General features: G+C 29.3%; 24 protein-coding genes. 4 read left to right on the top strand and 20 right to left on the bottom strand.

Annotated features, from left to right (window positions below; all coding sequences use genetic code 11):
- Window positions 1-96: 96 nt before the first annotated feature.
- Both EI71_RS01090 and EI71_RS10075 read right to left on the bottom strand, forming a co-directional pair.
- Window positions 97-813: a hypothetical protein gene (locus tag EI71_RS01090; RefSeq protein ID WP_119015401.1), complete on the bottom strand. Its 717-nt coding sequence runs from the start codon at window positions 811-813 to the stop codon at window positions 97-99.
- A 172-nt stretch (window positions 814-985) separates the two neighbouring features.
- Window positions 986-1,132: a hypothetical protein gene (locus tag EI71_RS10075; protein ID WP_162849646.1), complete on the bottom strand. Its 147-nt coding sequence runs from the start codon at window positions 1,130-1,132 to the stop codon at window positions 986-988.
- 255 nt (window positions 1,133-1,387) lie between these two features.
- On the opposite strand from EI71_RS10075, the gene EI71_RS01085 reads away from it, so the two are divergent.
- Both EI71_RS01085 and EI71_RS01080 read left to right on the top strand, forming a co-directional pair.
- Window positions 1,388-1,618 carry a helix-turn-helix domain-containing protein gene (locus EI71_RS01085; RefSeq protein WP_162849645.1) on the top strand — a complete coding sequence of 77 codons (231 nt, stop codon included), beginning with the start codon at window positions 1,388-1,390 and terminating at the stop codon, window positions 1,616-1,618.
- 186 nt (window positions 1,619-1,804) lie between these two features.
- Window positions 1,805-3,283 carry a DUF2828 family protein gene (locus tag EI71_RS01080; protein WP_211320991.1) on the top strand — a complete coding sequence of 493 codons (1,479 nt, stop codon included), beginning with the start codon at window positions 1,805-1,807 and terminating at the stop codon, window positions 3,281-3,283.
- A 76-nt stretch (window positions 3,284-3,359) separates the two neighbouring features.
- Here the strand turns inward: EI71_RS01080 and EI71_RS01075 are convergent, their stop codons facing one another.
- The 7 genes from EI71_RS01075 to EI71_RS01045 all read right to left on the bottom strand — a co-directional run bounded on the left by EI71_RS01075 (window position 3,360) and on the right by EI71_RS01045 (window position 8,589).
- Window positions 3,360-3,620, bottom strand: a complete 261-nt coding sequence (locus EI71_RS01075) for a hypothetical protein (protein ID WP_119015398.1) — start codon at window positions 3,618-3,620, stop codon at window positions 3,360-3,362.
- Entirely contained in the window at window positions 3,578-4,195 is a 618-nt protein-coding gene (locus EI71_RS01070; RefSeq protein WP_119015397.1) for a hypothetical protein, read from the bottom strand. The genes EI71_RS01075 and EI71_RS01070 overlap by 43 nt, the downstream gene beginning before the upstream one ends.
- Before the next feature lie 11 nt (window positions 4,196-4,206).
- Window positions 4,207-4,431, bottom strand: coding sequence for a hypothetical protein (locus EI71_RS01065; RefSeq protein ID WP_119015396.1), 225 nt, complete (start codon window positions 4,429-4,431; stop codon window positions 4,207-4,209).
- A 167-nt stretch (window positions 4,432-4,598) separates the two neighbouring features.
- The gene (locus EI71_RS01060; protein WP_119015395.1) at window positions 4,599-4,823 is read right to left on the bottom strand and encodes a hypothetical protein; all 225 of its coding nucleotides are present in this window, start codon (window positions 4,821-4,823) and stop codon (window positions 4,599-4,601) included.
- Between the two features lie 241 nt (window positions 4,824-5,064).
- Complete coding sequence (locus EI71_RS01055; RefSeq protein WP_119015394.1) at window positions 5,065-6,780, bottom strand: ABC transporter ATP-binding protein; 1,716 nt, start codon at window positions 6,778-6,780, stop codon at window positions 5,065-5,067.
- 4 nt (window positions 6,781-6,784) lie between these two features.
- The gene (locus EI71_RS01050; protein WP_162849643.1) at window positions 6,785-7,849 is read right to left on the bottom strand and encodes a helix-turn-helix domain-containing protein; all 1,065 of its coding nucleotides are present in this window, start codon (window positions 7,847-7,849) and stop codon (window positions 6,785-6,787) included.
- A 230-nt stretch (window positions 7,850-8,079) separates the two neighbouring features.
- Complete coding sequence (locus tag EI71_RS01045; RefSeq protein WP_119015392.1) at window positions 8,080-8,589, bottom strand: hypothetical protein; 510 nt, start codon at window positions 8,587-8,589, stop codon at window positions 8,080-8,082.
- Window positions 8,590-8,969: 380 nt separating this feature from the next.
- On the opposite strand from EI71_RS01045, the gene EI71_RS01040 reads away from it, so the two are divergent.
- Window positions 8,970-9,785: an alpha/beta hydrolase gene (locus EI71_RS01040; RefSeq protein ID WP_119015391.1), complete on the top strand. Its 816-nt coding sequence runs from the start codon at window positions 8,970-8,972 to the stop codon at window positions 9,783-9,785.
- Between the two features lie 30 nt (window positions 9,786-9,815).
- On the opposite strand, the gene EI71_RS01035 is transcribed toward EI71_RS01040, so the two are convergent.
- From EI71_RS01035 to EI71_RS00995, 9 genes are all read right to left on the bottom strand, one after another.
- A complete protein-coding gene (locus EI71_RS01035; RefSeq protein WP_119015390.1) occupies window positions 9,816-10,316 on the bottom strand; it encodes a hypothetical protein in 501 nt (166 codons plus the stop codon).
- Between the two features lie 147 nt (window positions 10,317-10,463).
- Complete coding sequence (locus EI71_RS01030) at window positions 10,464-11,630, bottom strand: iron-containing alcohol dehydrogenase (RefSeq protein WP_211320990.1); 1,167 nt, start codon at window positions 11,628-11,630, stop codon at window positions 10,464-10,466.
- 192 nt (window positions 11,631-11,822) lie between these two features.
- Window positions 11,823-13,106 (bottom strand): HD-GYP domain-containing protein, encoded by a 1,284-nt coding sequence (locus EI71_RS01025; protein WP_162849642.1) that lies wholly within the window; start codon window positions 13,104-13,106, stop codon window positions 11,823-11,825.
- Window positions 13,107-13,352: 246 nt separating this feature from the next.
- Window positions 13,353-15,020 carry an ABC transporter permease subunit gene (locus EI71_RS01020; RefSeq protein WP_119015388.1) on the bottom strand — a complete coding sequence of 556 codons (1,668 nt, stop codon included), beginning with the start codon at window positions 15,018-15,020 and terminating at the stop codon, window positions 13,353-13,355.
- Between the two features lie 13 nt (window positions 15,021-15,033).
- Window positions 15,034-16,530 (bottom strand): sugar ABC transporter ATP-binding protein, encoded by a 1,497-nt coding sequence (locus EI71_RS01015; protein ID WP_119015387.1) that lies wholly within the window; start codon window positions 16,528-16,530, stop codon window positions 15,034-15,036.
- 89 nt (window positions 16,531-16,619) lie between these two features.
- Window positions 16,620-17,813 carry a substrate-binding domain-containing protein gene (locus EI71_RS01010; protein ID WP_119015386.1) on the bottom strand — a complete coding sequence of 398 codons (1,194 nt, stop codon included), beginning with the start codon at window positions 17,811-17,813 and terminating at the stop codon, window positions 16,620-16,622.
- Window positions 17,814-18,089: 276 nt separating this feature from the next.
- Window positions 18,090-19,079, bottom strand: coding sequence for a substrate-binding domain-containing protein (locus EI71_RS01005; RefSeq protein WP_162849641.1), 990 nt, complete (start codon window positions 19,077-19,079; stop codon window positions 18,090-18,092).
- Window positions 19,063-20,787 carry a cache domain-containing sensor histidine kinase gene (locus EI71_RS01000; protein WP_119015384.1) on the bottom strand — a complete coding sequence of 575 codons (1,725 nt, stop codon included), beginning with the start codon at window positions 20,785-20,787 and terminating at the stop codon, window positions 19,063-19,065. Before EI71_RS01000 ends, EI71_RS01005 begins: the two co-directional genes overlap by 17 nt.
- The gene (locus EI71_RS00995; RefSeq protein ID WP_119015383.1) at window positions 20,769-22,346 is read right to left on the bottom strand and encodes a response regulator transcription factor; all 1,578 of its coding nucleotides are present in this window, start codon (window positions 22,344-22,346) and stop codon (window positions 20,769-20,771) included. Before EI71_RS00995 ends, EI71_RS01000 begins: the two co-directional genes overlap by 19 nt.
- Before the next feature lie 162 nt (window positions 22,347-22,508).
- Between EI71_RS00995 and EI71_RS00990 the strand changes: the two genes are divergently transcribed.
- Window positions 22,509-23,504, top strand: coding sequence for a hypothetical protein (locus tag EI71_RS00990; RefSeq protein WP_119015382.1), 996 nt, complete (start codon window positions 22,509-22,511; stop codon window positions 23,502-23,504).
- Window positions 23,505-23,532: 28 nt separating this feature from the next.
- On the opposite strand, the gene EI71_RS00985 is transcribed toward EI71_RS00990, so the two are convergent.
- Window positions 23,533-24,426 carry an aldo/keto reductase gene (locus tag EI71_RS00985; protein WP_162849640.1) on the bottom strand — a complete coding sequence of 298 codons (894 nt, stop codon included), beginning with the start codon at window positions 24,424-24,426 and terminating at the stop codon, window positions 23,533-23,535.
- 148 nt (window positions 24,427-24,574) lie between these two features.
- The gene (locus tag EI71_RS00980; RefSeq protein ID WP_119015380.1) at window positions 24,575-24,991 is read right to left on the bottom strand and encodes a hypothetical protein; all 417 of its coding nucleotides are present in this window, start codon (window positions 24,989-24,991) and stop codon (window positions 24,575-24,577) included.
- Window positions 24,992-24,995 lie beyond the last annotated feature (4 nt).

The raw sequence follows: 24,995 nt of genomic DNA, 5'->3' as shown, positions 1-24,995 counted from the left end.
TCCTTTTTAAGTATATAGAAATAATAAAATGCGAAGCATCCCTCTAGGCTTCGCATTCAAATTAATTATTCTTTTATTATGATTATTAAATTTAAATTATTCAATATTAGGTAAGCTTACTACTGTTGTACCATAATTTGTTATTTCCATAACACAAGAATATACTTTTTCTGGATTAGTTGAATTCATATATGTATATGATATATATGAAACATTACCATTTATAAATTGAATCTTTACATCACTATATATTTCATGTTCATTAAATGCCTTACTTTCTGCGATTTGTTCATAACAATTAGTTTCTGAATTAAATTGAACCTCTTCATAGCTTACAATAAAACCAACAGCTGGTAAATAAATATCATCAGGCATTTCTTGATTCTCAAAAGAGATTTTTTCCATTACACCATCATCTTCAAAATAACCATCAAAGGACCATGTACGATTATCTGAATTATATGTTCCTTCTTTGAAATCACAATAAAAATCACCATAGCTAGCAATAGTCATTACCTTACCATAATCAACCTTAGTAATATACTGATAAGTATTATCATTAACTGTTTCAGTATTTGTAACTGTATAATTTAATGATGTTATTCTAGCTACGTTTGATCCATAATAACATACCTCATTATATTCCTCTTCTGTAACTTGGTAATTCGTTGTTTTGGTAGTTGTAGATGTGGTTTCTTTATTTGTCTTTGTTGTAGTCTCTATAGTAGTTGTTTCTGTTAAATTATCTTGATTATTACAAGCAGTTAGGAAAAACATAGATAAAGTCATTGCAAAAAATAATCTTTTTTTCATATAGTAAATCTCCTTAAATGTATATAGAAAAGTTTAAAGCAATTTCATTATAAATCACTACCATTCTAATTACTATAATTCCATTATTTATAATGACTTTTTTTTGAAAAAATGGTTCACAAAATAGTGAACCACTTAATCTTATATTTAGCTTTTCTCTTTCTTTATTTTATTAATAATACCAAACTCCTGTTCTACTCAAGCTATAATCATATAATCCAGTATCTTCCATGAATTGCCATGCGGTTGCTTGATATAACTCACGATTTTTAAATACATACTTAAGTTTTTCTTTAATTAATTTCATTATTCTTTTCATTTTCTTCACCCTTTATCTTTCTATAACCTGTATTCTTTTTTAATACAGCCATAGTATAGCAAGTATATGTTGCAAAATGTGAGTAAGAAAAGATTAGGACATTTTTTGTCCCATCATTTATATTTACAGTATAACTAAAATAGGTTATAATTTAGGTGTCCTTTTGGATAAATAGCATACAACATGATAAATACGATTATTTTTAAAAATGGTTAGATCAAAAAAAGTTTTTGTTCAATTAAGGAGGTATGCTAAATGAAAGGACAATTAGAACAAAAAGATATTGCACGTTTTCTTAAGGAATTACGTGTAACCAAGGGATTGACTCAGCAAGAGCTTGCAGATTTACTATTTTGTGACATAAGGCAAATTAGGCGTTATGAAACAAATGGTACTGAAAGATTAAGTGTTATCAATCTCTACGCTTCTGTTTTTAACATAAGCGCATTAGGCATCCTTACTGCATCTGCAAAGGGTGCCTTTTGATTTTTTATAAAGGCAATAGGACATTTTCATTCCTCACGACTTATTTTTAAAGATGGTATCCTATTTGTGTCTTAAGACAAAACATTTTAATATTTTTAAAGCCGATTTCAGCAAACATATTTTAAAAATTATTATTAAAACATGATGAATAATTCGGCTTGTTGCCGACTTTCTGCAATCCATGTTATGAAAAAAATGATCAAAAAATATGGTCGGCTAGTATCTATATTAAAGGAGGAATGTAAAATGTTTAAAGAGGCACTAGAAAATGAAAACCTATCTATCAATACAAAAGGTGGATTATATTATCCTACTACATATAATTCAAATTTAGACTTATTTGTTTTAGGAACTAGATTTAAAATTGAAAATGAACTAATCGCTCTATTTGATAAAGCATATCCAGAGGATAAAATACTTGCTACAGCTATATTGCTATATAACTTAGATATAAGAGATGGAAAAGGAGAAAGAAGGGTATTTAAAATATTATTCCATCATTTATGTAAGCTAGATATAGAGCTTGCTAAAAAGGTATTATATCTAATTCCAGAATTAGGTAGATACGATTATATCTTAGAAACAAAGAACACGAATCTTTGGAATGAAACAATCAAGCTAATTAGAGATACTCTAGATGAAGATTTAAAAGTAAATAATCCATCCTTACTTGCAAAGTGGTTACCTTCTATTAGAACTCATAATAAGAATAATCCTTTAGCAAAGGATATTGCTCATTCCTTAAATATGAGCGAAAAGGAATACCGTAAGATGCTTTCTACTTTAAGAGATAAAATCAAAGTGGTAGAAAAATACATCACAAATAAAGATTATTCTTCTATCGAATATGAATCTATCCCTTCTATAGCAATGTCTAAATATCACTACTTATTTAAAAGAAGCGATTCTGAAAGATTTAATTCTTATTTAGATAGCTTAAAGAAGGGTGAAAAGAAGGTAAATGCTTCTGTTTTAGAGCCATACCAAATTCTTAAGCAGGCATTAGGCAATACCAAAGATAATTCTTTATTAGATGAATTATGGAAAGCACAAAAGGATGTACTTGCTAATAACAATAAAAACGCACTTGTTATCGCAGATACTTCTGGTTCTATGTTTTCATATGATAGATTACCTATTTGTACTGCTCTTTCTTTAGCAATCTATATTGCTGAAAGAAATAAAGGTATTTTCCATAATACTTTTATAAATTTCTCTACAAATCCATCCTTCCAAGAATTAAAGGGGGATACTTTATCTGAAAAGATTAAAAGTATTAACTTTGATAATTGGGATGGAACCACAAATATTGATAAGGCATTAGAAATGATATTAAATGCTACTATAAAATCCAACAAGGATGAATGCCCTAGCCATTTAATTATCATTTCCGATATGGAATTTGATGCATCCATCAGTAAAAAAACAAACTACAACCACTGGAAGGAATTATATCAAATGAATAACATTACAATGCCTAAAATCGTATTTTGGTGTGTAAGTCCAAATCAGCTTGGTATCCCCATCAATAAGAATGATAATAATGTATGCGTAATATCTGGATTTTCCAAGGAATTATTTAAAGGCATTCTCGATTTAGAGAATTATTCACCTGTAAATGTTATGCTTGAAATGATAGACAAATATAAAGCATATTTAAAATAAGCTCGAAAGAGCTTTTTTTGTATATAAAAGAAAAGTCCTAACAATAGCTAGGGCATCTACTTTTTTAAATAATAACTTACAATCTTTTTATATATTCATCCATAAGTTTAGATACTTCATCTAATTCAATTTCTCCATTGATCCATCTCTCATAGATTAAATCTATTTCATCAGGTCTATTCGCTAACCAATGATCTATATAATCATCGTCATAGTCTGACATTGAAATATTACGATTCTTTTCATATTCTTGTTTTCTTCTTTTCTTTTCTTCTTCTGTAATAGCCATATTAATTAATCTTCCTTCCTTATTATTTTCCTTTCGGGTATCATCCATAATCTATTTCTCCACCTTTCTTCCACAAAATCGTGTTGTCTAATATTATAAAGTTCTGGCTCCATTATTTCTTGATTAGCAAGAATATGTCCACCTTTGCATCCTTGTTGCATTTGAGCATAAATATTCTCACTCATTGTAAGATCAATTGCAAATCTTTCAGCCCAATTTCTTTCGAACTCTGAATTGCACTTCATAACAGATAATCTTAATTCATCTTTAGGATGTAATTCATCAAAAATATCAAAAGCCCAAGCTTTTAAAAATAAATATCTTTGTAAATTCTTATTAACTCTTTTATCAAAAATGAAAGTATAATTCTTATCATCATTTACTTTTACATATACATCTGTATCAGGTGATAAATTATATTTTTCAACAACATCTTTCTTTTTAAAATTTTCGTATTTGAACTCAAATTTATAATTCCATTGTCTTTGAATTTTATATGCCAATTGTTCCATAGAATCAAAACGATATGGTTGTAATAATAAAATATCTGTGATAGTTCTAACTATAACCTCTTCAAGAACTGAATCTGATATAGTATCTTTTAAAAATTTATACTTATCCATTATACCTGCTCCTATTGATTATTATTTTCTCTTTCCTTCATAGAATCTCTTAATTCCTTTAATGCAAGTTCTCTTCCAAGTCTTGCATATTCCTTTGCATCTATTTCTTCATAAATATAACGATTCTGTAATGCAATTAATTCTTCACTATCTGGGATATTACAATCTGGATGTAATGCATGAGCCATAGCTTTAGCTTGTTCTACTTCCTTTTTTCTTCTCATATTAAATGCCATATTTTTTTCTCCTTTTGTATATAATTTATAACTGCCTTTATGTACTTAAATTATACCATTTTTTAGGTTTTTCTTCAATGTTTTATATATATTATATATAATATATATAAGGACATAAAATGTCCTAATAAAGGCGAGAAAAAAAGGCATATTTATGCCCTTTAATTCTATTTTGTTAATAAAGATATTAAATCATTTACTTCTTCTTGCTTCATTCCACCATTGATTAAATAAGTAGTAATATAAGAAGAAAAATCTAAATTCTCTAAATCTTTATTTGGATCATTTATTAAGAATCTTAACATAGTATCTACATTTCTTTCTTTAATGATATTATATCTTAAAGAATCCTTTTCTTTTGTAATACCATAATAATTCTTATATGTAAGCATATAATCATCTACAATTTCTTGATAGGTTGATTTACATAATGCTTCAAGTACTATGCATACAAAATTCCTTCATATTTAAAGTTCAAAAATCTAAGCACAGATACTTTTTTATATCCAAACATAATCTCTCTTGGATTGCCAAAGGAATCTATAGTCTCTGGCAAATGCTCATTTGCATAAGTTCTATTTAATTTTTTATACATTAAAAAAAGGAATCTATAAAGAAGATTCCTCTAGAGTATTATTGAGAAACAGTGAATAAAGAATAGAAATATCCTTTATTTTTAATTAATGAATCAAATGTACCAGCTTCTACAATGCTTCCATTTTTTAGGGTTAATATTTCATCATATTGCTTTAAAAGGGCTTCTTCTAAGGAGTGTGTTACAACTATACTTGTAACTCCATCTAAATTCAAAATAGAATTAGAAACCTGATATGCTGTTTCTTTATCTAATGCCGCTGTTGCCTCATCCACTAATAGTACCTGACTTTTTCTAAGTAGGCTTCTAGCAATAGAAACTCTTTGTTTTTCTCCACCAGATAGGCCACTACCATTTTCACCACAAATATAATCCAATCCCTTTTCTTCTACTAATGTTTTTAATCCAGACATTTCTATTGCGTTTGCAATAGCCTCATCACTAAAGCTTTGAAACATTGTGATATTATCCTTAATTGTTGTATTAAAGATAAATACATTTTGTTGAATGATACTTTCAATGGCATATAGATTATCACTATTAATGTCTTTTATTTCTGTATTATCATAATTAATACTTCCACTATAGGAATTATAAGATGCCATTAAAAGATTTAATAATGTAGATTTTCCACTACCAGATGTACCTACAATGGCATATTTTTTACCTAATTCAAAATTACAATTAATGCTATGTAAAATCTCTTTACCCTGTTCATATCCAAAGGATAAATTTTGAATAACAATTCCTTTATTTAAGGAAACATTGGATTCTTTTTCTTCTCTTATATTTTGTTCAAGCTCTGTTGCGATTTTAACTAAAAGCTTCTTTGCAGCCTTTCTTTCTGCTAGTGATTGTGGAAGTACTTTAATTGGAGATAAAACATAATTTAATAATTGTACAAACACTATAGTTACACCTGCAGTTACTCCCATATTGTTTAATACAAAATATGCTGCAATAATGAAAATACCGATTTGGACTACAATTGCCGATAAGGAAGATACTAATTCCATTAATATTTTCATTCTTAGCTTTTTATTTTGACAGTTCGCAAGACGTCTTACATTCTCTTTAAAATTCTTTAGCATTTGTGCTTCTACCTTGAACGATTTAATTACTGAAAATCCACTTAAGGTATCCTTTAGGGTGGCTGTATATACCTCATTTTGATCGGATACTAGCTTTTCTGCCTTAGCCATTTTACCACCAAAAATCATAGAAGCAATAACTGGTACTACTGCAAGTCCAATTGCAATTAATGTTAATAGCGGGCTATAGTATAGCATTAATGCTAATGCTCCAAGGAAAGTAATTATATTTAAAATAATCATAAAAGTATCATCTAAATACCCTGTTTGAATAATTTGTATATCATTAGTTAAAGCAGATATATATTTAGAGGATTCTTCTCCTGTAAATGCAGATATGTTTTTCTTTGTAATACTTTCAAATACATATTCCTTATATTGACTTATTCCTTTAGTTATAAATAAGGGCTTAAATTTATATGCAATTAAATACACAATTAAGAATGCTAATAATGCACCACCAGAAATTATAACTATTTGAAGTAATGTAAATGTATTATTAGATCCAGCAACTAAATCTGTAACCTGCTGTAAAATCCATGATATTCCAATCATTATAGCTGCAACAGCAATTACTTCTATTAATGCGAATGTAAAATTAAGCTTATTATTTTTATAGAATTGCTTAACATAGGGCTTTATTATTTTATTATCATTACTCATAAATCTATACCTCTATTAATTCCCATTCTTTAACCATTTCTTTATACTTTTCAATAATCTTTAAGCATGATAAAACTGCTGTGTTTCCTAAATTATCCTCACCAATTGAGGTTGTTTTACTTGGAACACAGAATATTAAATCCTTAATAATATTTGTTGGAGCTTTATCAAATATAATAGCTAATCTCTTGGCTTCCTGAAGCTTTTCATTATAAGTATTTTCACCAAGCTTATATTCAAATAAAGCAAGCCATGTATATAGATATGGAATAAACTTCTCAAAATAGTTATAGGATTCCTTATCCTCTTTCATTTCTGTTAAATAATTCATCACTAAATTACATACTTTAATTCCTTTTTTATACTGCTTATTCTTATCAAAATACATTAAATAAGAAAAAGTAGTTAATAGAGTTGAACTGATTGATTCATTAAAAGCACTAATCAAATAAGGCTCTAATTCACTATTTTCATAATCTAATTTCGTAACATAAGAATATGCAATCTTAGGAGAGAACGAATCATTAACATTACATTTTTTTAGCATTTCGATGCCTTTTCTAGCATCCCCTGTAGAAATATAGCATAATGCAATTCTACTTCTTATAGAAGTTTCATTAATTGCTGGATCATCATTTTGATTAAGCAGTATAATTGCATGTTCATATAAATCAATACATTTACAAATGAGCTCATCTTTTCCAAACTTTACTGCAGCTAAGTAATATACCTCTGCAGTATTATAAACAACATAAAAATTATTTGGATATCTTGCAAGCATACTATTACATATTTGTACAGCTTCTTGATATTTCATTTCTTTTATGCATTCATTCACTCTTTTTTCTGCTTCTTTTATAGAATTATCCTTCATTTCATATCCAATTAATGTATCTACAGATACCTGAAATATTGTTGCCATAGAAATAATTAAATCTAAGTCTGGGGTTGCAACTCCTCTTTCCCATTTGCTGACCGCAGCAAATGTAACGCCTAAAGAATCCGCAAGCATTTCCTGCGTCATTCTTTTTTCCTTTCTAAATTTAGTTATATTTTCTCCTAGTGTCATACTATCACCTCTAATTTCATCTTTATTATATTTCATATTTTTCATTAATAAAAGGCATTATTGGTATAGTTGTTCAAGCAATAATTGAACTATCGGTTTAATCAAGGCATAAAAAATAGGGGATTTGCATCCCCTACACTCTTATTTCAATACTTCTTTTACATAATCTATATCCAAACTTAAGAATTTTGCAATATCCTCTTTAGATAATCCATTTTTGAACATAGTTTTTATATTCTCATTTCAAGTTCTTGTTTATTTCTTGCATCTCTTTCCATTTGTGCTTTTTCGCTCTTATCATAATCACATAACATGTCGGCAGCCCTCCTGATTACACTAGAATTATCATCTAGATATGGAGTCATATCTAGCGAAGATAAAAGCTTTAATGCCCTATCCAACTCCACTGTACTATTTTCAGGAATTTTTTCAAGTGATACAGCATACACTAACATATCATCATAATCTGCTTTGGATGAGAAATTTTTCAGTCCTACTTTTTGAATAGCATCATCACCATCCAAAGCATAGAAAGATATGAATATGATTATAGTTCTTCTTTTCAAATACCATTTTTCTAAATCACTCTCATAATCTTTAGCATAGAATTTACATAAATCACAAAATAAGCTAGATATATCAAAGACACATTTGCTATTTTCTTTTTTCGTATCCAACTTAAATACGACGTTAATATCATAATTAATGATTTTTAATGATAGTAAGTCTTTTTCTTCCATAATAACGGATTCAATATCTGATTCTTTTAAATTTAGATTACAAATACCATTTAATAAAAATACTAAATAATCCTTCCGCCTTTGACATAGCTCCTTAAAGTAAAAATCAGTAAGTCCAATCGATTTGTAATTTGTTACACATTTTAATTTCCTCCTGAATTTTTTTTGAACTATTCCTGTTCATATAAATAAATAGGAAGAAATATTAAAAAAATTGAAACAAAACTAAAATTTATATAATAAAATGTCCTCAAATATAAATTTAAAGACAATCTATTAAGAATAGTCTTAATTTCAATATATTCCTTTTATTTTTTTAATATTGTGATAAAATACTCTCCTGGATTAATAATCCAAATAATCATTTTTAGGTGATATATATGAAATACGCAATAATAATTATTATATTATTGGCTTTATCTATATTTGTTCCACTTCTAGTCTTTTTCTTAATAGAAAAACAAAAGAACAAGAAATTTAAAATATGGATTAAGACAATAGTTACTATATCTTCATCACTATTCCTTTTAGTATTCATTGTTTGTGCATATCTAGGTATATTCTATGGGGCAGAGGATGAAGCCTATAAAGCGTTAAATAGTGATTATAATGTAGAAGTTTATGATGAAAAAAAATATTATTTCTTTGATAACAAAGAAAACAACAAAGACGCTATTATATTTTATTCTGGTGCTAAGGTTGAAGAAGCAGCCTATGCTCCATTAATGCATAGTATTGCATCGGAAGGAATTGATGTATATTTATTAAAAATGCCATTCCATTTTGCATTATTAGGAATAAATAAAGCAAATCTAGTTATGGAAAATTCTAATTATGAGAATGTATATTTAATGGGACATTCCTTAGGTGGTACTACTGCAAGTGTTTATTTAAGTACTACTTCTTATAATTTTAAAGGTATTATTTTTTTAGCATCCTATCCATCAAAACAGATTAAAGAGAGCTTATCTTCTTTATCCATTTATGGTACAAAGGATAATGTATTAAATATGGAAGTTTTTAATAAAAAGAAAAGCTTACTTCCAACCAATCAAACTATTGTTGAAATAGATGGTGGAAATCATAGCTATTATGGTAATTATGGAGACCAAAAGAATGATGGTATTGCAACTATTTCTAGATTAGAACAACAAAAAATAACAAAAGATGCAATTATTAAATATATTTTAGGGTAAAAGAAAAGGAATCCGAGGATTCCTTTATTCTTATTCAACAATAATTGTCTTAGCGTATTCCATCATCTGGTCTTTATAAGTATCAAAATCACTAGCTGCAGTCCAGAAGTTCATGCAATAAGCATATTCCTCACCAAGCATACATACTAAGAAATAATGAGCAGAAACACCATTAACATTATTTGTATAATCTGTATATGCAAAATATTGTTCATTGTTTGTCTTCTCATTGATTAACTCATGAGAAGGTGTAACTCTATTAACAGAAATAACTAAATCAGCATAAGCCTTAGGATTATCCTTATTAGAAAAATCATAGTCATAGAAATCATCTAGCTTCTCCTTATTTGCCATAAATCCAACCTTAACAGAGTTGTAAGCACAAGCCATTCCTACAACACCCTCAGTCTCATAGAAATCACTAGATAATGTAATTGTGACACCATTCTTTGTGAATGTCTTTTCCCTAGCTCCACAAGAAGCTAAACCAAAGGTTAAAACAATTAATAATAAACATAATATTTTTTTCATTTAAATAACATCTCCTTCTTTTTGTTATAACCATTACAATTATAAAACAAAACAATGATTTGTAAATAGATATTTCTGCTTGTGTTTGTATGAATTTCAAACGAATGTGCAAAAACCAGTTCTAGATTTTTCTAGAACTGTATTTGCTTACATTGAAGCCTTTAGGATACGAACTAAGGCATCCTTATCTAAATTTACATACATATGAGATCCTACTGTAGAATCATATTTTAAAATATGATCTGCCATAGCATCAATAGACTCTTCCTTTACACCTAAATCAGCTAAATGCATAGAAATTCCTAAGGAATTAAAGAATTTATAGAAGGAATCAATGACTACCTCGGCGTCTTTAATATTATTAACCTCTATATCAAATAAATTCTTACCTAGTATTTTAAATCTATTTAAAGTATTATCACTTAATATTTCTCTCATCCACTGTGGAGTGATAATTGCTAAGCCTGCACCATGAGTAATATCAAAGAATGCGCTTAAAGCATGCTCAATAGAGTGCATTGGCCAACCAGACCTACCTGTACCATTGGCCAATATACCATTACAAGCTAAGCTTGATGCATACATAAGCTCGCTTCTTGCAGAATAATTATCTGGTTCTTCTAATGCAATCTTTACATTTACCATCAAAGATTTAATTACGGATGTCATCATATTATCATTTATTATAGAAGAATCTGAATTAAAGAATTGTTCTAAAACATGATTAATTGCATCACTAGATCCACAAGCAGTTTGCCACTTAGATACACTAAAGGTATATCTTGGGTCTAAGAAGGATACCTTAGGGAATATATATGGTGTGCCAAATCCTCTTTTATCATTTATTTTTGTATAAGAAATTACAGCACTAGCATCATATTCACTACCTGTTGCAGCTAAGGTTAATATATCTACTAATGGAATATTATCTTTTGGGAAAGCCTTACCAGAGATTAAATCCCAGCCCTCACCATCATATAGTGCACAAATAGATATTGCCTTTGCACAGTCAAGTACAGATCCTCCACCTACAGCAAGAATTACATCTATTTTGTTTTCTCTACATAGCTTAACTCCATCTAATACAGATGGGTCATACTTTGGATTAGGCTCAATACCACTTAATTCAATAATATTAAAATCCTTTAATAGCTTATATATCTCATCATATAATCCTATTTTTTTAATAGAACCTCCACCATAAGCAAGTAACACATTCTTGCCATATTCCTTTAATACATTTGGTAAATCTTTAATTACTCCTGAGCCAAAAATAAGCTTAGTTGGAGTATTATAAGTAAAATTATTAATCATATATCCTCCTAAAATCGTTTAGATCTAATTAGATTTTATCATATTTCAAACACTAATTATATAATTGTTTTGTTACACTTTACTTGATCTTGTGCTTTTTACTGTAAAGCTAGTCCATTCATTATGACAATAGCACATACAATATTTCTTTTTCCATAATTACAACTAAAAAAGACAACCCTAGCTGGATTGTCATTTTCTTATCATAAAATCTTCTTTATGATTTAAGAATACATCTACAAGCTTTGGATCAAAGTGTGTACCGGATTCTTCTTTTATAATTCTAATTGCTTCTTCTACACTAAATGCCTTCTTATAGCATCTTTCTGATATTAGGGCATCATATACATCCGCAATCGCCATAATTCTTGCAGATAGTGGGATTTCTCTTCCCTTTAAGCCTCTAGGATAACCCGTACCATCCCATCTTTCATGATGGTATGTTGCAATATCTGATGCGAATGCGATATATTCATCATCAGTTACACCCATTAATAAATCTCTTACTACTGATCCACCATAGGTTGCATGCTGTTTCATTAAATCAAATTCTTCACTTGTAAGCTTTCCTGGTTTTTTTAATATCGTATCCGATACTTTAATCTTACCAATATCATGAAGTGGAGATAATATATATAATAAAGAAATATAATGATCATCAATATTATCTTGATATACTCCATCCCCTCTTGCATGCTCAGCTAAAAGCTTAACATATTTTTTCGTTCTAGTTATATGCTCACCAGTTTCAAAATCTCTATTTTCGATTAGGTTTGCTAAACCAGAAATAATATGCTCCTGCATAGAAGATATTTCCTTTTGCTTTTCCTTAAATTCAATTTGAATATCCTGTTGTACTAAATCATTATAATATATATAACAAATACTTGAAGCAATTGCGATTGCTAAATAAGTAATATTTGTATTAAAGAATGCCATTGGAACAATACCTGCAATTAATATTACAAATACCATTACAATAGTTATAATATCTCTATTTTTAAAGCTTGTTCCTACTATAATCATACCTATTACTAAATATAATAAGCTTATAAAATAGAATACACCATATATGATAAAGAATTGACCTCTATGATAGCTTTCTTGGTCAAAATAGAATACCCAACCAAATGGAGCGGCAAGTATTTCAACAAAGAAGCTAAGAGCTAAATAGATAATCGCAATCTTCTTTTGGTGCTTTAAGCCTAATGCACCAATAAATAATACACCGAGCACCGGAGCTATAGAAAATTGAATTACAGTTACTATAGTTAATAATATCTTAAAATTTGGATCATAATAGCCACAGTGTACAGCAAATTCTGCCACCTGGCATACCGCAATAGCAAAGAAGGTTATAATATACCAAATCTTTTGCTTTTTTGTAAAGCCTGTATAACGAAGGACATGAACAATCATAGTAATCATTAATAAAGCCGTCATGATTGTTATGCAAATGTAAAAACTTTTATCCATAAAACTCCTCCTCTCGCAATTTAACCCATACTCTCATTTATAACATTATATCATTGGATACTAAAAATTTGTAGTAAATTTATGAAAATTTTAGCAATATGCCTAAAATTATAACAAAAAAGGAACAAGTTATTACACCTGTTCTTTTTTTGTAAATAGATTATATGGGAAAAATTAATCTATGTAATAGTATAAATGTGAAAAGTGTAGATGACTACACTTTTCAAGGAGACCAAATTATATATACTACTTCTTCTTTAGGTATTTAACAGAATCTAAGGCACATGCTGCCATAATAATGATTCCCTTAAATACGAATTGAAGATTCGTATCAATGTTTAAGAAGGATAGACAGTAAGTTAGACCTGTAAAAATAATTACACCTAATACTGCTCCTCTAATTTTACCAATACCACCATTGAAGGAAATGCCACCAACGACGCAAGCTGCAATCGCATCAAGCTCCCAGCCCTGGCCAGTACCAGCTGATGAATTTGAACGGAAGGATTCAAAGAAGGAACCAAATCCATATAGAATACCTGCCATAATAAATACGCCTAATGTAGTCCAGAATACAGAAATACCAGATACTGCTGCAGCTTCCTTGTTACCACCAACAGCGTACATATTCTTACCAAATTTTGTTTTATTCCAAATAAACCATACAACAATGATTGCGATAATTGCATAAACAATTAATTTAGGAAAATAGAATGCTCCTAAATCCCATCGTCCACCAATCATATCCTTAATTCCACTTTCAACTCCACCTGTTGGTGTTCCTGTTGTAGAAAAGTATAGGAAACCATAGATTAAAAGCTGTGTAGATAATGTAGTAATGAATGGGTGCATCTTGAATTTCGCAGTAAAGAAACCAGCAAGTGCACTAAATATTGTACATAATATAATGGATAATCCTAAAGCCATTAGAACTCTCAATGCCATAGGAACTGAAGTAAAATCCATTGGCGCAAGTCCAAAGAATGTAATTACGTTAGGTCCATCATGTAATATAACCGCCGTTGTAACAGATCCTAGGGCAATCATTCTACCAATAGAAAGGTCTGTACCTGCAAGTAAGATTAAGCCTGCAACACCTAATGCATAAAACATTCTTGTAGAAGATTGTTCTAGTATCTGTAATACCGATGGAATAGATAATAGATTACCCTTTCCTGTTACTGGGGCTGCAATAATACAGATAATATAAATCAACAAAATTGTGATATATAAAGCATTATTTAATAAAAACTTCTTTATATCAAAGCTATATATTTTATTCTTCCACCAGCCTTCTACGGATTCTAAAATACTCTCATGACCATTTCTAATATCTTTTATTGCATTTCTTCTAGTTAAATAGACATCATTAGCTTCATCCTTACAGTTTTGCATTTTTGTTAAATAGGCTGCTCTTTCATCATGAAGTGCTGCCTTTTTGCCATTTTTAACTTCAGATAATTCAATTACTAAATCTTCTTTAGATGAATCCTTAGATGAATATTTTTCTTTAATCTCATCAAAACGATTTTGATATGTTGTTTGAATCGATGCAACCCTCGCTATATATTCATCTCTTATTTTGATTTTTTCATCACGAGCCTTTTGATTCACTAGCTTCTCGTTATATACACCAACCTTTTTTGTATATTTAGTTGCATCCTTAACTAAGCTATTAATTTCTTCTTTCGTTTCTTTTATGCTTTCCTTTGCCTCTATAATCTTATTTTCCTTATCAATTATAAAAGCGGATTTTTCTTCAACTGAAATAACTTTATTTTTCTTAATATCATTTATTGCTTCTTTGGATTCTTCAAGTAAGAAGATGCCCGGTCTTCTTAGTTCACGAAGCTTCGCTCTAAATTCAGCAATTTTCGGATCATTACTCACCGTTGTATTTATTGTATTTTCCATAAACATTTATCTCCTATAGATACTTAGCACTTAGCTGAAGTAATTCTTCTTGATTTGTATCTTTTGTATTTACAATACCTGATAATCTATGATTGCTCATTACCGCAATTCTATTTGTTATACCTAGAATTTCTGGCATTTCTGAAGAAACAACTATAATTGTTTTTCCTTCTTTTGCCATATTAATAATTAATTGATATATTTCATATTTTGCACCAACATCAATACCTCTTGTTGGTTCATCTAATAGTAAGACATTTGGATTTCTTTCTAGCCATTTACCAATAATAACCTTCTGCTGGTTACCACCGGATAAGGATAGAATAGAATCATCACTACTCATATATTTCGTGTGCATATTTGCTAATTCTCTTTCTGCCGAATCTCTCATAATAGAATCGGATAACACACCCTTAGATTTATATTTGCCTAAATTAGAAATACATGTATTAAATACTAAAGATGCAGTAGGGAATATTCCATCTTTTTTTCTTTCTTCTGTTACTAAGGCAAAATTATAATCCATAGCTTCCTTAGAAGAATTAAATCTTACCTTTTTCCCTAGATAAGTAATCGTACCACTAGATAGCACTCGGAGTCCGAATAAGGATTCAAGTAATTCACTTCTTCCAGCACCTACAAGTCCATAAAATCCTAGGATTTCACCTTTTCTTACATCAAAAGAAATATCTTTTAAAAATGGTGCATATAGGGTAGATAATTTTTCCACCTTAAGCACAACCTCTCCAGGTGTATTATCTACATCTGGGAATCTTTTATCTAATGAACGGCCAACCATTGCTGAAATTATTTCATTCATTGTGGTTTCCTTTATTGGCTTAGTCATAATCATTTTTCCATCTCTCATTACAGAAATGTCATCACATATTTCAAATAATTCATCCATTTTATGAGAAATATATACGAAGGATATTCCCTTATCCTTTAAATCTCTAATAATAGAGAATAATTTCTTTATTTCACGTTCTGTTAATGAAGATGTTGGTTCATCTAATACAATTATTTTTGCATCATAAGAAACTGCCTTTGCAATTTCTACCATTTGACGCTGAGAAACTGACATAGTTCTCATGATTTGTTTTGGATTAACATCCATATTTAATGAGGAAAACAATCTTGTTAATACCTCATACATTTTCTTTTCATTCACCACACCGTATTTCGTTGGATATCTACCTAAAAACATATTATCCATTACGGTACGATCTAAACACTGATTTAATTCCTGATGAACCATCGCAATTCCCTTTTCCAAAGATTCCTTTGGACCTGAATAATTGATAAGTTCACCATTAAAATAAATACTACCCTCATCCTTGCTATAAATACCAAATAAGCATTTCATCATTGTAGACTTACCAGCACCATTTTCACCCATAAGTCCCATAACTGATGATTTTTTTACAGAAAAATCAATTTTATCTAGAACCTTATTTTTACCAAATGATTTAGAGAGATGTTTAATTTCTAATATGTTATTTGCTTCCATTTTATCTACTCCTATTCATATTGAATAAAATTATCCCGCCTAAGCTTTTTAGGCGAGATAATTCTATTATTCAAAGTATAGCTTCTATCTTACTTTAGCTTACTTGTGTAATCAGCGCCTGAATTTGTTTTTACCATATTAATTGCGAATGCATCATAGTTTTCAAGATTAATAAACTTATCAATACATGAAGATTCAGACTGACCATCGCCCTTAGCATAAGTTACATCTAAATTTAATAATGGTGCATAATACTCAAGCGCAGGCACATAAGATGAAGATAAGAAATTATCACCAGCGTTATAAACTGTTAATAATACCTTCTTCTTATCGCCATTAATCTGCTTGATACCCTTGTCTCTAGCACCCTCTTGGAATTGTGTCCAGTTATCAATTGTAACTGCAACATTTTGTGCTAATAAAGCCTTAGTCTTTGTTTCATATGTCATTTCAGCTGAAATCTTATTTCCATATTTATCAGATTCGCTAATACCCTTCTTAATTACATCCTCACCAGTTAAACCATCAAGCAAGTTACGGATAACCTGTAATGTACCTGCAGCCTGTGCATCTACATTCTGCGATACTGTACCAGTTAATTCGCCTCTACTTACAGCCTCAACTGCATCAGAGTTTGCATCATAACCGAAAATTGGAGTTCCCTTAGGGTATGCGGAATTGCTTAAGCATCCCATTGCCATACCATCATTATTGGAAACTACTAAATCTAGCTGATTACCAAACTGAGTTGCCCAGTTACCCATTTGGTTTGTAGCCTCATTTGCATTCCATGTAGATCCATCCGTACCCTTCATTTCTCTAGAATCAAGCTCAACAACCTTAAGCTCTCCATCCTTACAAGCAACTGTACCTTCTTTTGTATTTGATCTACCTGCATCATATTTATCATTCCATGTCTTTAAAGCTTGACGAATACCCTTTGTTCTAGCCTTTGAATCGTTATGACCAGCATCACCAATACATAATACATATCCGATAATACCATCGCCATTCTTATCTACTTCAGCCACAGTCTTTTTAGCAAAATAATCTGTAATAAGCTTTCCCTGTACTGCTCCACCACCTGCAGCATCGAATCCTACATAATAAGTAGAATTATTCCAATTCATAGTCTTCATATCGATGTCTCCAGTTTGTGGATTTGATGGCTGTCTATTGTAGAAAACAACAGGCTTATCTGCATTTTTTACAGAAGAACCACAGCTTGTCAATGTAGCGCCTAATAAAAGAGCGCCTAAACCAATTAATGCAACTTTTTTCATTTTTTATATACCCTCCTATTTATGAAATGTTGTACTTGATTAAGACAGCTAAATTATAAAAGAAAGCGTTATCTATAGAAATGTAATATTTTATTATTTTCTCATAAAATTTTACACTTTTTAGTTTTAAAGCCGAAAATAATACACATTTCCAAAGAAATATCACCATTACCAAGCATAATGTGCACAAATTAACATCTTTTTTGTATAAAATTTATATTTTTGCAGAAAAGTACTTTAGTACTTTTGGCATTTTTAAATAAAAAAAGAAGGGAACTAATTGTTCCCATCCTCTACATAAATTGCTGAATCAATATATATGAATTTTTGATTTTCTATAGTAAAATTCAAATCCTCCATTGGCATATTATTCATATAAACATCGGTTAATTGGCATATTGCTTCTACCTGCATAGAATCATCATTAATGATTGTAGACGATAATAATTTATCCTTTACAGCCTTTTTTCCAGCTATAGTTGCATCAACACCAATAACAGGAATAATATCCTCCTCTTCATTGGTAACACTTCTTATATAAGATGCGGCTCCTATAGCCATTTCATCATTATTTGCTAAAACAAGCTCTGCATTTTTAAGTAAAGAATTATACTGACTCCAAAATAAATTATAGGCTTCTGTTTGATTCCAATTACAAACACCAATGGATATTAATTCTATATCATAGCCCTTTTGTCTTATTGTAGAAAGACAAGCCTGAGTTCTTCTTTCCGCATCCTGATGCCCTTGTTCTCCTTTTAGTATTACTAATTGTATTTTATTATCCCCATTTAAATCATATTTTGGATTTAAGCTAGAAGGATTTCCAAATAATTCTTCTGCACATTCGACCTGAAGCATTCCTTGCTTATCTGGGTTTGGACCCACATAATAACAATCCTTATAAGACTCCATATCCTCTAGTAATGGTTCTCTATTAAAGAAAACTACTGGAATATTTTTCTTTCTACATTTTTCAACAATAGCGCCAGAGGCTAATCTATCCACCATATTCATTAAGATTAAAGATGATTCATCTAATGCTTCATCTACCTGCAAGTTTTGTTTTAGCTGGCTTTTGGAAGCATAATAATTTGTTATACTATATTTCTTAGATAAATTATCTGTAAGCTTTTTACTCAATTGATTTAAAAATATATCATCCTTATCATAATAAAAAACAGATATATGATTTGATTTTTGACTACAAGAAGTCATAAATAGCATTATCATCCCAAAAAAGAATATACTAAGAATTCTTTTCATTTTGTTCCTCCTTAATCATTGGAGTTTTAATAATAAATTTCGTATATTCATCCAATACACTTTCAATTTTAATATCCGCAGTAGGACCATAATAAAGCTTCAATCTTTGGTATACATTTTTAATACCAACAGAATTTGTTACTTCATTATTATGCATTCTTTCATATAATTCATCAATCTTAGATTGTCTCATACCATATCCATTATCTTTAACAACAAAATATAAGAATCCATCCTCTTGATATACCTTAATATGAATTAATCCCTTTTCCTCTAAATTCTTTAATCCATGATATATAGAATTTTCAACAAAAGGCTGAAGCATTAATTTCATTGCAAGGAAATTTTTACATTCCTCTTCACAATCAATTTGGAAGGTAAATGTATCCTTATAACGAATACTTTCAATGATCATATAATTCTTTACATGCTCTAATTCTTCTTGAACTGTAATAATAGGCTTTCCCTTAGAAATACTAATTCTAAAGAATTTTGCTAAGGCAACAACCATTCTTTTAACTTCATCTACTTGATTTGATTCTGCCATAAATACAATAGAATCTAAGGTGTTATATAAGAAATGCGGATTGATTTGATTTTGTAATGCCTTAAGCTCACTTTTCCTTTGAGCTGTTTGTTCTTCTACAACCTTATCCATTAGCTTTCTTATTTGAGTAATCATATTATTAAAATTCTTATTTAATCTTACAATTTCAACTTGACTATGCTTTTCATCAATTTCAGATACAATATCAAAATTACCCTCTTCCAGCTTCTTCATGGATTTTTCTAGTACCGCAATTGGGTTTGTAACTCTTTTAGAAATCCAGCTTGCAATAATAAATGAGAATAACAAAATCAATATTGCAATACCTATAATTGTAATATCATAAACAGTTTGAGATTTAAATGATGCAGAAACATTCGCACATATCGCAATCTTCCACCTTGTGTTTGTTAATGTTTGAACATAAATAGAATAGCTATTCCCACTGTGCTTTAATATAGAATTACCAATAATTAAATCCTCTATGCAATATAGCTGCGCATCTCTTAAATATGGAGATGTACCATTTTGCATAGAATAAATCATTGTATAATCTGAATCTAGGATATATAGTGCTCCACCATCTCCAAGATTAGTACTTTTAGAAATATTTACTAGTGTTTGGAAATTATATTCTACAAGTAAAATACCATTTTCAAATTCTCCACCAACACTATGCATAATCATTTTTCCAACTAAAATCTTATATTCTCCATCAATCATATAAGGAGATGAAAAGGAGTATTTCGAAGATGAACCATAAATTTGTTTTATATTGTCTGGAGAGGAATGCAAGGATAATCCTGTTGATGCCATAGTCTCTCCATCAATATTACACAAAATAATATTTACAATATCTGTTCTTGATTTTTGAATAATATCAAAACGATTTTGAATGACATTTAAATCGTTATGATTCATTAATTCAACCTCAAGATAGGTAATTGTATTAAACATAGAATTTAAGTAATTCTCATAATTCATTACAACCTGATTACCAATTTCAGATGAAGAATTCTTAGCTTGCTCTTCTGTTCTATTCGTATTTATTGCAATATCCCCTGCAATAACAACAATAGATAGTAAAGAAACACTTAATACAATCGCTCTTAATATTGCAAATTTTAAGCTTTTAAAATTAATTATTCTTCTTTTTGACATAGGCTTCTATACTCCTTTGGAGAATATCCTGTAGCCTTTTTAAAGGTATGAGAGAAATAATATGGTTCAAAGAAGCCAACCTTTTCCGCAATATCTATAATCTTATTATTAGGGTCTTGTAATAATTCCTTTGCCTTATTCATTCTTGTATCTGTTAAGATCTTAACAAATGTTTCATTTCTTTCCTTCTTTAAAATTGCACAAATATAAGAAACACTTAAATCCATTTCTTCAGCTAATGTATTTAAATTAATTTCTGGATTCGAATAATTATTTTCAATATAAGATATAATTTCATTTACTGTTCTAGAAAACCCACATCTTAAGGATTCATCATTAATCTTTCCTATTTCTACAATAATCTTATCAATTTCATCAAAAAGCTCATCGCTTACCTTAAATGATTGTAAATATTCATAAATATCTCCATATTTTTCAATAAGTTCATCTGGGTTACTTACACATTTCATTAAAGAAATACTAAAATCTAAAAGTAAATAATTTCTTTGACTAATACTTGTTATTTTTAAAAATTCATCATGGATTCTTTTTAATTCCTCTCTAATCTTATCCATTGTTTTATAACGGATAAAGAATCTAAGATTATTTAAAAAATCTTCTTCTAATTTTGGCTCTAGCTTATTTTTCGATATTGTAGAATAGTAATATACTGAATTCATTTCAAGAATATTTTTATGCATTAATGCATGATTACTTTGATGATATAAAATAGAAATACTTTCTACTCCTTCACCCTCTAGGGATACACCAACATATAGGCTACAAGAATAATACTTATTCATCTTAAGTAATATCTCATTAATTAAAACATCGATTCTTCTTATATTAAAATGACTATTGCATTTTAATATGACAACAAATTTATTCTTATGCATAAATTTTTCTGTTTTATACTCTTCATCTATTGTTTCTGTAATTACCTTTTTTAATGCTGTTTCATAGTATTCTAATTCTTCTAATGTCTTTTTATCTCTTAATAAGAATGTAAAAACCTGATAATATTTATAATTAAAATCCAAATCTAAAAAATGAATAGATTCCATTACATAATCATTAATTGGTTCTTTAATTAAAATATCTAATGTAGATGATGTAAAATACTCCTTGCTTTGAATCTTATAGGACTCAAGCTCAGAAATATTATTATATAATGTTTTTTCATCATCTAATATATTTTTGGATTTTTCTAATATTTGACTAAAATCCTCTGAGGTTACTGGTTTCATAACATAACCTATAACACCACATTCTAAGGCTTTTTTGGCATAATCAAATTCATCAAAGCCAGTAATGATGACAACCTTGATTAAAGGATATTTTTCATGTAAAAGATAAGATAATTGTAAGCCATCCATAAATGGCATTTTTATATCCGTTACTACTAAATCAATATCCTTGTATAGCTCTATATAATCTAATGCATCTAATGCATTTTCATATAGCCCACATACCTCAAAGCCTAGTTTTTCAAAATCAATTATATTTTGAATCCTATTTCTAGCTTCAATTTCATCATCAATCATTATCATTTTATACATAACTATATTCCCCCGAATCGACGCCTGTATTACTATTATACATTCAAAATAACCATAATCAATAATGTTTTTTTGCACAAAATAATGTAATTTTTTATTATCTATTAAAAACCCTCAATAATTTTGTTATAATATATTTTAGTGAATTGGAGATGATTATTTATGAAAAAGAAGTTATCCTTTCTAGCTATAGTATTCTTATTTTCTTTAGCTAGCTGTGGAACAGAAAATAAAGAATCTAGCAGCATAGAGACTACTTCTACTTTAGAAGAAACCACAACTTTTGAAACTACAACTATTGAAACTACAACTACAAAAGAAATTCCTACAACAACAGCGACAGGTGAAAAAGGAACTATTACAAATCCTTATACCGTAGCTGAAGCATTAGAAATTATAGGAACTAATTCTACAATTTCTACTGAAAAAATATATGTTACAGGAATTGTCGAGTCTAAGCCTTATTATAATGATAAATATAGTTCTTATAGTAGCTATTTAATAGATAAAGACGGAGGAAAAACTATCCAAGTATATTCTGGTACTATTGATAGAAACGCAGGAAAAAGAGAAATCAAAGAAGGCGATACAGTCGTAGCCTATGGTTATTATATGTATTTCGCCAAAAATAACCAACCAGAGCTTGCGGGAGATTCAAGTCATGAATATCCAGTATATGTAAAGGTTGAAAGAAATACATCTACGACTCCCCAAACAAATACATATGAAACTAAAGAGGATAATGGAAAAGAAACCATTACAACTACAATAGAGTTTAATGAAGCCAATATGGCTTTAGAATATGATAATGATTCTATGACATGGAAAAAGGATAATATCACCCTTCAATTTGATGAAGGAACACAATATTCATGGAAAATGAATGTACCATATCGATTCTATGTAGGAACATATATGCATATTCGTTCTACTTCTTCAATTAAATATATTCTATTTGAAACAGAAAACAATTATCCATTCTATGTTGAAATGCCTGTAACAAATGGACAAATGGAAGTATTAGGTAATTCAACATATATTTATGCAAAAACAGGTACAAATTATATTAAGATTCATAACTCCAATAAGGGTGAGGTTAAAAATGTAGCTGTTAAGCAAGCAAGAATTACAAAAATGACTGTTGTATCCTATAAATAACTAAAGGTCGGGAATCCCGACCTTTTTCTTATGGTAGCATCTTACCTGCAGCTAAATATAATCCATACCAATCAACCTTTTCCATGTTAAAGCTTTCTGCCATTAGGCATTCCTTGATATGGTCTTTATTTAATGAACCACTAACAACCTTTAAATTCTTATCTAGCATAAGTAAAAACTTAGTCGCAATAGTAGCTTTAGATACATGATATTTATTTGCAAGCTCCCATAGCTTAGCGTTTAGATTTGGAAATCTTGCATCATCAAAAATAGAACCTTCAAAGAAACCTGCTAAGAATGGAGACCAAACCTCAATTTCAATACCCTTTCTTTTTAAATAAAAGAATGTACCATTCGTATGGCTTACACCTTCATCTGTATTCATATTAAAGCTTAATTCTTCTTCTAATAATCTCATTTGACCTAAGCTTAGCTGAATTTGATTTACTTCAATAAAGCCATCGACCTCACTATTTAAATACTCAATAGCCTCCTTAGAAAAATTACTAACTCCAAAATGACGTACTAAGCCCTTTTCCTTTAATTCAAGGAAGGCTTTTTTAATATCTACTGGATCAAGTAATATATCTGGTCTATGAAGTAATAAGGAATCTAAATAGCTAATATTTAATCTTTTTAAAGATGCATAAACTGATTCCATAATATGCTCATAGCTTAAATCATAATATTTATTGACACCTCTTACGATAGAGCATTTAGTTTGAATATACATTCTATCTCTTAATTCTTTATGATTCTTTAATACTCTTCCAAGCTTTGCCTCTGCTTCCCCATCCATATAACAATCGGCCAAATCAAATACATTTATGCCATTATCTAAATCAAATAAAACTAAGTCATATAGCTCATCTTCACTTAATCTATCGATTCTCATTAATCCTTGAATAATCCTTTTTCCCATAATATCCTCCATAATCGCTATAATCTAGCTTCATTATAGCATTGGACCATTTAAAAAACACGAAGTATTCCTTAAGGCAGAATATAAAATAACAAATTTAAAAAAAATGTATCAAAAAAGGGATTGAAACTTCAATCCCTTCATTGGATTATTCTACTTGAGCTTCTGTATTATGATTTAATGCAATAAGACCAAAGATTGCGCCCACAACATTAACTACAACCATGGAAAGAACACCAAATACAATATTTAAAATATAAAGTGGCTTAGCTTCTTTCTTTCTTGCAGTAAAGGATAAGAATACATTAATAAATTGGAAAACACAAACAACTAGCATTGTAATTCCTAAAATAGAATATACGGTTTGAATAAACTGTGCTTGTTCTTGTGGTGTACCTGCATAAGATGTTGTAAAAGTTCCACGCTCTAGCATTTCGATAATCTGCTCTTTACAAGCATCACTAGAGGCTACCACAAATACTATACCTAAAATTAAGAATGTAGCTGCACAAACTATAGAATAAATTCCTGCAATTAATAATAAAATGTTGCTTACCTTTTTCATTTAA

This window comes from Anaeroplasma bactoclasticum (assembly GCF_003550015.1).
Classification (GTDB): Bacteria; Bacillota_I; Bacilli_A; order Acholeplasmatales; family Anaeroplasmataceae; genus Anaeroplasma; species Anaeroplasma bactoclasticum.
This window is presented reverse-complemented; position numbering and strand designations above follow the sequence as displayed.